Source organism: Acinetobacter sp. TWP2-2-3 (assembly GCF_049896445.1).
GTDB lineage: Bacteria > Pseudomonadota > Gammaproteobacteria > Pseudomonadales > Moraxellaceae > Acinetobacter.
Genome location: NZ_JAFCUI010000009.1, coordinates 30,643 through 42,959, shown reverse-complemented (window position 1 = coordinate 42,959; position 12,317 = coordinate 30,643). Strand labels below are relative to the sequence as shown.

11 protein-coding genes are annotated in these 12,317 nt (G+C 46.7%); 2 read left to right on the top strand and 9 right to left on the bottom strand.

Annotated elements, in window-relative coordinates:
- Window positions 1-60: 60 nt before the first annotated feature.
- The 9 genes from pcaF to paaA all read right to left on the bottom strand — a co-directional run bounded on the left by pcaF (window position 61) and on the right by paaA (window position 8,149).
- Window positions 61-1,272 (bottom strand): 3-oxoadipyl-CoA thiolase, encoded by a 1,212-nt coding sequence (pcaF, locus tag ACP7AK_RS12180; protein WP_425879989.1) that lies wholly within the window; start codon window positions 1,270-1,272, stop codon window positions 61-63.
- Between the two features lie 11 nt (window positions 1,273-1,283).
- Window positions 1,284-2,837, bottom strand: a complete 1,554-nt coding sequence (locus ACP7AK_RS12175) for a 3-hydroxyacyl-CoA dehydrogenase (protein WP_425879988.1) — start codon at window positions 2,835-2,837, stop codon at window positions 1,284-1,286.
- 3 nt (window positions 2,838-2,840) lie between these two features.
- A complete protein-coding gene (gene paaG, locus ACP7AK_RS12170) occupies window positions 2,841-3,632 on the bottom strand; it encodes a 2-(1,2-epoxy-1,2-dihydrophenyl)acetyl-CoA isomerase PaaG (RefSeq protein WP_004279188.1) in 792 nt (263 codons plus the stop codon).
- Complete coding sequence (locus tag ACP7AK_RS12165) at window positions 3,632-4,402, bottom strand: enoyl-CoA hydratase-related protein (protein WP_005104871.1); 771 nt, start codon at window positions 4,400-4,402, stop codon at window positions 3,632-3,634. The genes paaG and ACP7AK_RS12165 overlap by 1 nt, the downstream gene beginning before the upstream one ends.
- Before the next feature lie 42 nt (window positions 4,403-4,444).
- The gene (paaE, locus tag ACP7AK_RS12160; RefSeq protein WP_224216830.1) at window positions 4,445-5,503 is read right to left on the bottom strand and encodes a 1,2-phenylacetyl-CoA epoxidase subunit PaaE; all 1,059 of its coding nucleotides are present in this window, start codon (window positions 5,501-5,503) and stop codon (window positions 4,445-4,447) included.
- A gap of 75 nt (window positions 5,504-5,578) precedes the next feature.
- Window positions 5,579-6,079: a 1,2-phenylacetyl-CoA epoxidase subunit PaaD gene (gene paaD / locus ACP7AK_RS12155; protein WP_005247163.1), complete on the bottom strand. Its 501-nt coding sequence runs from the start codon at window positions 6,077-6,079 to the stop codon at window positions 5,579-5,581.
- Between the two features lie 28 nt (window positions 6,080-6,107).
- Window positions 6,108-6,863: a 1,2-phenylacetyl-CoA epoxidase subunit PaaC gene (gene paaC, locus ACP7AK_RS12150; RefSeq protein ID WP_026056591.1), complete on the bottom strand. Its 756-nt coding sequence runs from the start codon at window positions 6,861-6,863 to the stop codon at window positions 6,108-6,110.
- Between the two features lie 17 nt (window positions 6,864-6,880).
- Window positions 6,881-7,171 (bottom strand): 1,2-phenylacetyl-CoA epoxidase subunit PaaB, encoded by a 291-nt coding sequence (gene paaB / locus ACP7AK_RS12145; RefSeq protein WP_004279183.1) that lies wholly within the window; start codon window positions 7,169-7,171, stop codon window positions 6,881-6,883.
- 33 nt (window positions 7,172-7,204) lie between these two features.
- Entirely contained in the window at window positions 7,205-8,149 is a 945-nt protein-coding gene (gene paaA, locus ACP7AK_RS12140) for a 1,2-phenylacetyl-CoA epoxidase subunit PaaA (protein ID WP_004646055.1), read from the bottom strand.
- Window positions 8,150-8,411: 262 nt separating this feature from the next.
- On the opposite strand from paaA, the gene paaZ reads away from it, so the two are divergent.
- A complete protein-coding gene (paaZ, locus tag ACP7AK_RS12135; protein ID WP_425879987.1) occupies window positions 8,412-10,523 on the top strand; it encodes a phenylacetic acid degradation bifunctional protein PaaZ in 2,112 nt (703 codons plus the stop codon).
- A 193-nt stretch (window positions 10,524-10,716) separates the two neighbouring features.
- The gene (locus ACP7AK_RS12130; protein ID WP_005247166.1) at window positions 10,717-12,156 is read left to right on the top strand and encodes a spinster family MFS transporter; all 1,440 of its coding nucleotides are present in this window, start codon (window positions 10,717-10,719) and stop codon (window positions 12,154-12,156) included.
- The last annotated feature ends 161 nt before the right edge of the window (window positions 12,157-12,317 follow it).

The window sequence follows — 12,317 nt, the reverse complement described above, 5'->3', positions numbered from 1 at the left end:
ATTCTTACTCCTGACGCAGTCTTCCTGACCACGGTTTAATTCATTGATTGAATGATGTGTTTAATCCATATTTTCTAAAACCAGTGCCACACCTTGACCCACACCGACACACATGGTGCAGAGTGCATATTTGCCTTTACGGCGTTTTAGTTCTTTCATGGCCGTGATCACCAGACGGGTGCCACTCATACCCAGCGGATGACCCAAGGCGATGGCACCGCCATTCGGGTTAATTCTGGAATCATCGTCTTGCAAGCCGAGTTCACGAATCACGGCCAGCGATTGCGCTGCAAATGCTTCATTTAGCTCAATCACGTCCATCTGCTCCAGACTCAGGCCAGTCTGTTTCAGCACTTTCTGTACCGCTGGAACCGGCCCAATACCCATATATTTAGCTTCGACACCGGCGCTGGCCATCCCGATCATTTTAGCTTTCGGGCTCAAACCATACTGCTCGGCAAACTGCTGATTCCCAAGTAATACGCAAGCCGCCCCGTCATTGACACCCGAAGCATTGCCAGCGGTGACTGAGCCGCCTTCTTTACGAAATGGGGTTTTTAAGGCGGCCAGATTATCCAGCGTCGTCTCTGCGCGCGGATGCTCATCTTGGGAAATGGTCAGAGTGCTTTTCTTCGGACCTTTGACCTCTACTGGCAGAATTTCTTCGGCAAAAATACCCTTCTGCTGGGCTACTGCGGTTTTCTGTTGGCTGTGATACGCAAACAGGTCCTGGTCTGCACGGCTAATCTGATACTTTTCAGCGACGTTTTCGGCCGTTTCCGGCATGCTGTCAACGCCAAACTGTGCTTTAAATTTTGGGTTGATAAAACGCCAGCCAATGGTGGTGTCATAAATTTCAGGGGTACGGCTAAAGGCAGTCGTAGGTTTGGATTGCACGAAAGGCGCTCGGCTCATGGATTCTACGCCACCCGCCAAAACAAATTGTGCTTCACCCGATTTGATAGCACGTGCTCCCAGTCCAATGGCATCCAGACCTGAAGCACATAAGCGGTTCACGGTGAGCGCTGGAACAGATTCAGGCAACCCTGCGAGTAAAGCAGCCATACGCGCCACGTTGCGGTTATCTTCACCGGCCTGATTGGCACAGCCCAAGATCACTTCATCCAGTTCTGCCCATGGCAAGGCAGGATGCTGATCTTTCAGATATTGAATCGGTAGCGCTGCCAGATCATCAGCACGAATGCTGCTCAGTCCGCCGGCATAGCGTCCGATCGAGGTGCGAATTCCATCAAAAATATAAACCTGTTCCATGATTCTTCCTTTTAGCCAGCAACGCGTAATGGTTGCTGCTGAGTTTTCTGTGCATGTCCCTGCACCGCTTTCTTTGCTAAATATATACTAGTTCTATAGCGGTCTTCACCATAAATACGATACATATTTTCTAAAATTTTTAAAATTGTGTAATATCCAATTTTATCTGCCCATTCGAATGGACCACAAGGATAATTAACGCCATATTTCATAGCAGAATCAATATCTTGTTCTGATGCAATATCATGCAATACTGCTTCACAGGCTTCATTCACCAACATGGCAATACTACGTATAACATAAAGACCGGGATGATCCTTAGACCAAATAGGTATCATATCCATACCTATGAGGAATAGCTCTACTGCCTGGCACTGTTCAGCACTACACGCCAGTGATGCAACGACTGGAATCGCCTGAGCATTTGTCCAATCTGCATGCCAATCCATCAACACCACAGGCTCATGCGGATAAGCCAGTTCAACCGACTCGCCGAGCGATAATCGCAGGGAAAGATCACCAATCAGGATTTCATTCTGTTCTGCCGCCTGAAAACTCAGCTCCACATGAGAGGCCTGTTTTAAACGTTCAATCAGTGCTGCTGAATGCAGCCATTCACCTTTTATAGTGACTTTGAGCTTATTCAGCGACTTGGCATAACACACTGGCAATTCATATACAGGTGCAGGCTGGGACTGCGTATAATCATAAAAACCCTGACCGGACTTGCGGCCATAACAGCCGGCATCGACCAGCTCTTTTTGAATCAAGGATGGGCGGTAGCGTGGCTCATAGAAAAATTCCTGATAGACACTTTGCGTGACCGAGAAATTCACATCCTGACCAATCAGGTCGGTGAGTTCACACGGTCCCATGGCAAAACGGCCACATTCGCGCATGATGTAATCGAGCTGTTCCGGGGTGGTAGCATTTTCCTGCAAGGCGCGAAAGGCTTCGGCATAATAAGGTCGCGCGACACGATTGACGATAAAACCGGGCGTCGATTTGGCTCTGACTGGAACTTTGTTCCAGCCCTTCATTAGCTCAAATACAGCATCTGCAATAGTTTCTGAGGTTTTCAGTCCGCGGATAATCTCGACCAGTTTCATCACCGGCGCCGGATTAAAGAAATGCAGACCAATCACTCGCTCGGGATGTGGAATCGCCGAGGCAATTGCGGTAATGGAAATTGAAGAAGTATTAGACGCAAAAATCGTCTGTTCCGGGCAAATGGCAGCCAGCTGTTGAAACAGGTTTTGTTTGACTTCTTTCTTTTCAACAATGGCTTCAATAATTAAGCCCGCATCGGCAATCTGCTGAATGTCCTCTGCCACAATCAGATTGGCGAAGGTACTCTCCAGCAATTGCTGGGTCATTTTGCCATTTTGTACGCGCTTGCTCAGCTGCGCCTCTAAAGCAGTCAAGGCACTCTGAACTTTGCTGCGATCGAGATCAAACACATAGGTCGGATGCCCGTGCATGGCTGCCAGTTGTGCAATGCCAATCCCCATGGTTCCAGCACCGACCACAGCAACTTTGACTTGTTCCAAATTGATCTGTTGCATGATTTAGCATCCTTTATATTCAGGGGTACGCTTCTGCATAAAGGCTTGTACACCTTCCTTATAATCGCTTGAACGTCCAGCCAGACGTTGCAGGTCACGTTCCAGAATGAGCTGCTCATCCAAATTGTTTTCTGCTGCGGCATGAATGGCTTTTTTGATCAGGGACAGACCATAGGTCGGTTGCTGCGCCAGATGCTCTGCCAGTTTTTTCGCTTCTGCCTGCAATTGCTCATCTTCAACCACTTGCCAGATCATGCCGAGTTGTACTGCGCGCTCAGCCGGAATTTTATCGCCAAGCATGGCAAGACCCATCGCTTGGGCACGGCCGACCAGACGCGGCAGGAACCAGGTACCGCCTGAATCTGGGACTAAGCCAAGACGGCAGAAGGCTTGAATAAATGAGGCTGATTTTGCTGCCACCACAATGTCACACGCCAGGGCAATATTGGCGCCTGCCCCTGCTGCCACACCATTCACCGCACAAATCACGGGTTTAGGCATTTCGGTAATCAGCTTGATCAAAGGGTTGTAGTATTTTTCAATCGACAGGCCTAAGTCCGGTGCATCGGCATTCGGATCGACCACACGATCATTCAGATCCTGACCAGCACAGAAACCACGACCTTCTGCTGAAATCACTACGGCACGAATCTGGCTGTCTTTGGCCCAGGCCTTGATGACTTTAGAGACTTCCTGATGCATGGTTTCATTAAAACTGTTGAGCTGTTTTGGACGGTTAAAGGTCAGGTAGCCCACTGCATTTTTTTCTTCGACAATAATTGTTTGATAATCCATTACACACCTCTAAATTCTGGTTTTCTTTTTTCTAAAAATGCATTGATGCCTTCCTGGCGATCTTGGGTCGCCGCCAGCCAGACAAAATGTTGACGTTCAAGTTTCAGTCCCTGACTTAAAGTCACTTCATGAATCGACTTTAAAGATTGCTTGATGGCACGAATGGCCAGCGGTGCCTGCTTGGCAATTTTTTCTGCCAGTTCCAGTGCGTATTGCACGGTCAATCCTGCCGGACAAACCTGGCTACTAATGCCATGTTGCAAGGCTGTTTGTGCCGAAATCATTTCACCAGTCATGGCCCAGCGCATCGTTAATTGCTGACCGACCAGACGGGCCAGACGCTGGGTTCCACCGGCACCCGGCAACATACCTAAACCGATTTCAGGCAAGGCAAACTGGGCATTTTCTCCGGTCAGCACCATGTCACCATGCAAAGCCAACTCGAAACCTGCACCAAAAGCATAACCATTTACGGCCATGATTAAAGGCTTGGAAAATTCATCAATTTTTTTCCAGAGCAGTGGGCGTTGGTCTTGCTGGATGCTGACCACATCTAACTGCGCCAGCTCATTTAAATCAGCACCGGCAGCAAAGCATTGCGTATTTCCGGTGATGACCACGGCTTTCACAGCAGCATCTGTTTCCAAGTCCTGTAGACAGGCTGCAATGTTTTGCAAGGTAGCATTGTTTAAAGCATTGCGCTTTTCTGGACGATTTAGCTCGATCAGTACCACACCCGGCTTGGGTGAGCTGGTTTTAATGTAGGTCATCCTTGAACTCCTGCTATGCTCGCGGTGCTGTAAATTCAGCTTTTATTCATCAAAACTGAGTCGGACATTGGCCGTGGTTGGACGTGCCTGACAACTGAGCACATAGCCTTTCTGAATTTCATCTTCTTCCAGACTGTAATTCACCGCCATTTCAACCTGTCCCTCTAACACCTTACATTTACAGGTGGCACAAACGCCGCCCTTACAGGCATATGGCAGGTCGGCTCCGGCACGTAGCGCAGCATCTAAAATACTGTCATCCTGCTTAGAGACTTCAACAATCAGCTCGCGACCATCGAGGATGATATTGACGCGTTCTTCGCTGCGGCTTTCCATCTGCTGGGCGGTTGCTTTCGGTGCAGTACCCGTATTGAAGCGTTCCGTATGAATCTTGCTGCGTTGAATGCCCCAAGTCGGTAATACCGTTTCGACTGCTGTCATCATTTCTTCAGGACCGCAAGCGAAACAGTGATCTGCTTCGGCAGAAATCAGATTGGCCTGAAATAACTGCTGCAATTTGTCTGCATCAATCCGACCATTAAAGATGTCACTGTCATTCAGTTCACGTGAAAAAATATTTACCAGTTGCAGACGTTCCTTAAAACGGTCTTTCAAGTCCATGATCTGTTCAGAGAACATGGTCTGTTTCCAGGAGCGGTTGCCATATACCAGAGTGAATGTTGCTTCCGCTTGACGGTTCAACACCGACTTTACAATCGATAAAATTGGCGTAATGCCACTGCCTGCTGCAAATCCTAGATAATTCTGGCCACCAGCCTTGGCGGCTTTCTGAAAGAACACCCCTTGCGGTGGCATGACTTCTAGTACATCGCCCGCTTTGAGATGCGCATTGGCCCAGGTTGAAAACTGACCCTGATCAATTTTTTTAATCGCAATGCTCATGTCTTCCTGAGTATCACTGCAGATCGAGTAGCAGCGGCGCAGCTCGCCGTCATCAGTTAAATGACGAATGGTGAGGTGCTGACCCGGCTGATATTGAAAAGTATCCAACTGCTCAGGCGAGAGATCAAAGGCAATGCAGATCGCTTGCTCGGTTTGTGGCTGAATCGATTTAATGGTTAATGGTATAAATTGGCTCATGGCAAAATCCTTCTTTTAGGTGGCGGTGTTCAGGCTTGTTATTGGTTTACCCTGCCCACCGCGCAATCGTTACAATCAAATACATTTGAAATAGTCAAAAGTTTCTAAGCAGTCCCGACATTGATATAAAGCTTTACAGGCGGTCGAACCGAATTCACTTAATAATTTGCTGTTGTTACTTAAGCACTGTGGACAGGTGATGCCATCGGTCAATGCCACATGCGTACCACAGCTATGTGACTGGCCTTGCGGCGGGGCAATACCATATTGCTGTAATTTGTGTTTGCCCGATTCACTCATCCAGTCCGTGGTCCAGGCTTGAGACAGGTCCACAATGACTTTGACCGGTGTCAAACCATTGGCCTCGAAAGCCTGGGTAATTTCTGCTTTTAATAAATCCGTGGCCGGACAGCCGCTATAGGTCGGCGTGAGTCGCACCACAATTTCATCCTGCTGATTCAGCTCGACGCCACGAATCATACCCAGATCAATCACTGACAATACTGGAATCTCTGGATCAGAAACCTGCTGTAAAACGTCCCAACATTGATCTTCTACGTGTCGAATCAGATTCATGCGACTCACTCCCTGTGATTGTGCCGAATTACCAGTTCATGTTTGGATATGAGCGCTGCATGTATTGCAGTTCAGCCAAAACAAAACCGAGATGTTCTGTATGTAAACCCTGTTTAGCCCCACTGCGATAAGCGCCTAGCTCTGGCAGGCTTAATTCAAATCGCGCTAACTCGGATGTAATGGTCTCCAGCCACTGGGCTTTTAAATTTTCAATATCTGGAATGACACCGCTATCAACCAGCTGTCTTTCATCAGCCGTCAGGACAAAAAGTTCCTCGGTAAAACGCCATAACTGGTTTAAACCTTGCTGGGTTTTTTCATGCGCTTCTGCGGTACCTAAACTTAAGCGTTCCATCCAGGTGGTGGAAAAACGCTGGTGATATTTCACTTCTTTGAGTGATTTCACTGCAAAAGCCGCCAACTCAGCATGCTGACTTTGACTTAAGGCGCTAAACAATAAAGCGTGGTAGTGATCCATCAACCACTGGCGTACCAAAGTCTGGGCAAAATCACCATTCGGCTGTTCGCACAGCAGCAAATTACGGTATTCACGCTCGGTGCGGAAATAAGCCAGCTTGTCTTCATCACGACCCTGTCCTTCCACTTCACCCGCCAGACTGAGGGCAGTACGTGCCTGACCCAATAAATCCAGTCCAATATTGGCTAAGGCAATATCCAGCTCCAGTTCAGGTGCATGACCACACCACTCTGCCAAACGATGAGACAGGATCAGTTGACTGTCACCCACATGTAAAAGAAATTCTGCCAATACTTGATTTGTCATAATCTTCACCTTTCCCTTTACATGTGCTCGATGCCAGCTGGAATGTTATAAAAGGTTGGATGACGATAAACCTTGTCCAAAGCGGGTTCAAAAAACTCTGCTTTTTCATCTGGCTGGGAAGAGGTAATCAATTCAGATTTCACCACCCAGATACTGATCCCTTCATTGCGGCGGGTATATACATCGCGGGCATTTTGTAGTGCGACTTCCTCATCCGGCGCACGCAGGCTGCCGACATGACGGTGACTCAGACCCTGTTTACTACGCACAAACACTTCATAAAGTGACCAGTTATTTTTGTTATTCATGAGCAAATTTCCTTATATTGATCAAACTATTTTTTAAGCAACTTTTTGTGCTGCTGACTGTTGCTGCTGTTTCTGCGCATAGACGGCTGCTGAATCACGTACCCACTTGCCGCCTTCCCAAGCTTTGCGGCGTGCTTCAATACGCTCATGGTTACACGGTCCCTTGCCTGCAAGAATCGCAAAAAACTCATCCCAATTGATTTCACCAAATTCATAATGTCCGGTGGCTTCATTGAATTTAAGGTCTGGATCGGGAACGGTTAAACCCAGCTGTAAAACTTGCGACACGGTGTTATCGACAAATTTCTGACGTAGCTCATCGTTGCTGAATAATTTAATTTTCCACTGCATACTTTGTGCACTGTTCGGTGAATTATCATCACTTGGACCAAACATCATCAGTGCCGGCCACCAAAAACGGTTCACGGCATCCTGTGCCATCTGCTTTTGTTCCGGCGTACCATTGGCCAGTTCCATCATGGCTTCAAAGCCCTGACGCTGATGGAAACTTTCTTCCTTGCAGACGCGCACCATAGCGCGGGCATAAGGACCATAAGACGTACGGCACAACGCAACCTGATTGACAATTGCTGCACCATCCACCAGCCAGCCAATCGCTGCAACATCGGCCCAGCTCAGAGTTGGATAGTTAAAAATGGATGAATATTTCATGCGACCGGCAATCAGCTTATCCATCATGTCGTCACGATCCGCCCCCAAGGTTTCTGCAGCACTGTACAGATACAAAGCATGACCGGCTTCGTCCTGAACTTTTGCCATCAGCACAGCTTTACGCTTCAAGGTCGGTGCACGGGTAATCCAGTTGCCTTCCGGCAACATGCCCACCACTTCAGAGTGTGCATGCTGACCAATCTGACGAATCAAGGTCTTACGATAAGCATCCGGCATCCAGTCCTTCGGCTCGATGGAAATATCCTTTTCAATCTTTTGATCGAAGATTTGTTGTTGATTATTCATTGTTCCCTCACTTATCCCAAGTGTTGATACATTCAAATTAAAACGATACGCAATTAAAATCAATATCTATTTATTGGTATCATTTAATTTTTATCCCTTATTTTTACTAAATATTTGTTTTATATAATTTAATATTTTTTATTTTATTGTTACGCATTTTTAAACACAGATTTATGATTGACATTTTCAATTTTTCAACACAAATTATAAAACATCAAAATTAAAATACATCTCAAAACGTATCATAAATGGAGTTTTTACAATGTTAGAGTTAGACAGCAGCTCAAGCACAATGGATTATCAAGATACTGAATCAACCCATAATCCTATTGCCATCAAAAGCTTATCTTCACTGGTGTACGGCCAGGAATACAAAGCGCAAGCCGATTTACGTACGGTTTATCATGCCATTAGCGGTGAAGCGGTTTATCAGGTCGGCAGTCAGGGCATCGATACCCAAGCCGTGGTGAAGTATGCCAAACAAAAAGGCGCGACTATCGCCACATGGACGTTTCATCAACGTGCCAATGCACTGAAGCAAGTGGCACAGTATTTGATGGAACGCAAAGAAGACTTTTATGAGCTTGCCAAAGTAACCGGCTGTACCCGTAAAGATGCCTGGATTGATATTGAAGGCGGGATTGGCACCTTATATGCCTATTCGAGTTTGGTGCGTCGTGAACTGAGTGATGAAACAGCGTTGGTCGAAGATGCCTGGATTCCTCTTTCTAAGCAAGGTAGCTTTGGCGCGAAACATATTCTGACGCCTAAAGCCGGTGTAGCCGTGCATATCAATGCCTTTAACTTTCCAATCTGGGGCATGCTGGAGAAAATCGCACCGACGCTACTGGCGGGCGTACCCTGTATTGTCAAACCGGCGACCGAAGGTGCCGAGCTGACCCATGCCGTGGTCAAAGCTATTCATGAAAGCGGTTTCTTGCCAGAAGGTTCACTGCAGCTTATTTGCGGACAGATCTATGATTTATTTGATCATTTAAATCCTCAAGATACGGTCACTTTTACCGGTTCTGCTTCAACAGGGCAAAAACTGCGTTCGCATCCACATTTAAATGCCTACTCGATTCCGTTCACCATGGAAGCAGACTCGGTCAACAGTGCGATTTTGACGGCGCAAGCCAATGATGAAACGATTGATTTATTTGTGCGTGAAGTTTTCCGTGAAATAACCACCAAAGCTGGACAAAAATGTACTGCCATTCGTCGTGCTTTTGTGCCAGCCGAGCTATTGGATACAGTACAAAGTCGTCTGATTGAAAAACTAAAAAAAGTGGTCGTGGGCGATCCGGCTCAGGAAGGCGTGACGATGGGTGCTTTGGCCAGCGTCAAACAGAAACATGATGTCGCTGCAAAAGTTGAACAGCTCAGTCAAAATGCAGAAATCGTATTCGGTAGCCACTTGCGTCAGGACTTTAGGATTCAAGTACAAAATACAGAGAAATCCGCATGTTATCCACCAACCGTATTGGTCTGCAAAGCACCGGATCAGGCAGAAAATATTCATAAGATTGAAGCCTTTGGACCTGTAGTGACTTTAATGCCATATACTGACCTGGCTCAGCTGGCTGACTTGGTGGCACGTGGCGAAGGTAGCTTAGTGGCATCTATCGTACGCAATACTGATGAAAATATTGAACAACTGCTGAGCAAAATTGCGCCATGGCATGGCCGTGTCCATATTCTGGATGCAGAAAGTGCCAAAGAAAGTACCGGACATGGCTCTCCATTACCTTTACTGGTTCATGGTGGACCGGGACGTGCCGGTGGCGGTGAAGAACTCGGCGGCTTGCGTGCAGTCAAACATTATATGCAACGTACTGCGATTCAAGGCTCGCCAAATGCCATGACTCAGGTCGGCCATAGCTGGACGGCTGGAGCTCAAGTCTTTGAAGACCGCGTGCATCCTTTTAAAAAATCATTTGATGAATTGCGTATAGGCGAGCGTTTACTGACTGCACGACGTAGCGTGACCGAAGCGGATCTGGTGAATTTCGGCTGCCTGAGCGGTGATCACTTCTATGCGCATATGGACAAGATTGCTGCAGCAGAATCCCTGTTTGGTGAACGTGTGGCACATGGCTATTTCGTGGTGTCTGCCGCAGCCGGTTTATTCGTTGATGCCGCCCAGGGCCCAGTCATTGCCAACTATGGCATGGACAACTTGCGCTTTGTAGAACCGGTGAAAATTGGCGATACCATTCAGGTAGAACTGACCTGTAAGCAGAAAACTCCAAAAGCACTGCGCGATCCGGCACAGAAGCCACATGGTGTCGTGGTCTGGGATATTAAAGTAAAAAACCAACGCAATGAACTGGTTGCAACCTACGATATTTTAACGCTGGTTGAGCGTGGCTAAAAATTTAAACTCAAAAAAAGGAATCATTATGATTCCTTTTTTTTGCCTTTAAAAATTATTTGTATCTATTTTTAAAAAAGATTGACGTCTCTCTATTTAGGCTCTAGATTAATTAAATACGATACAATATAAAAATAACAAGCATATTAAAAGTATCAAATAAATATCTCAAACGATCAGCACAGGATGTTGCATGATGAATGATAAATCGCTGAACCTAGAAATGGTTGAAAGGACGATTCAACCAACAAATCAAAATTTTGAGCCTACACCGACAGAAACGGCTGTGCCGCTGTCTGAACAGATTGAACCGCCACCGGAAAGCAGCACCTATCAATGGTATGTGGTGGTCATTTGTATGGTGGCTTACATTCTGTCATTTGTAGACCGTCAAATTTTATCGCTCATGATTGAACCGATTAAAGCCGATTTAATGCTGAGCGATACTCAGTTTAGTCTGTTACAGGGTCTGGCCTTCTCCTTATTTTATGCCATTATGGGCTTGCCCATTGCCGCATTGGCGGATCAAAAGTCACGGATTAAAATTATTGCAACCGGGATTGCATTCTGGAGTCTCGCTACAGCGGCTTGTGGCCTCAGTAAAAACTTTATTCAAATGTTTATTGCACGTCTGAGTGTGGGTGCCGGTGAAGCTGCGCTTTCCCCTGCCTTTTATTCAATCGTTGCCGATTTATTTCCGAAAGATAAATTAGGCCGTGCACTCGGTGTATATGCGATTGGTGCCTTTATTGGTTCGGGCCTAGCTTTCCTGATTGGCGGCTATGTGATTGGCCTGCTAAAAGATGTCAGCTTCGTAGCCTTACCCCTCATTGGTGAAGTGAAAACCTGGCAACTTACCTTTATGATTGTGGGTCTTCCAGGCGTATTACTAGCCCTACTCATGGTGCTGACGGTGCGTGAACCTGCACGTAAGGGTATGAAAGTCGATCAGGATGGCCAGGTCATTAAAGCCTCTTTCAAAAATTCGATTGGTTTTATCAAGACACATAAAAAGACCTTCTTCTGTCATTTTATTGGCTTTTCTTTTTACACCATGATGCTGTATTCGCTGCTGGGCTGGGCACCTGCCTATTACATGCGTAATTTCGGTCTGGATGCGAGTCAAACCGGTTATATCCTCGGTACGATTATTCTAGTCGCGAATACTTCGGGTGCCTTATTCTGTGGCTGGTTGATCGACTTCTTCTCGAAACGTGGCTATAGCGATGCTGCAATTCGTACCGGTGCGATTGGCTGTGCAGCGCTGATTATTCCGAGTGTGCTGTTCACTCAGGTCGATAATATGCAGCTTTCATTTGCGCTGATTTTTGTGGCGATGTTCTTCTCCACTTTCCCGATTCCTGCATCGGCTGCTGCTACGCAAATGCTGACACCAAACCAGCTACGCGCACAGGTATCTGCCAAGTTCCTGCTGGTTTCAAACCTGATTGCCTTAGGCGTCGGAACCACCGCTGTGGCATTAATCACGGATAAATATTTCCAGAATACCTTAATGGTTGGTAACTCGATCTCGATCGTCAATGCGATTGCCGGATTGATTGGTTGCTTCCTGTTGTACAAGGGCTGTCAGTATTATCGTGAGAGTATGAAAGTCGAGAAACTGGCTGATTAAAATGGCTGGATATCGCTAAATCATCCTAAGCTTCACTTTTAAAGGCCTTTAATCCACATTAAAGGCCTTTTTATATCAGCCCAAAAAGTTCAATTTTCAGGTACTCATCATTCAATTCCGATCCAGCCTAGACAGGCTGCCTAAAAAAACGTATAACACCG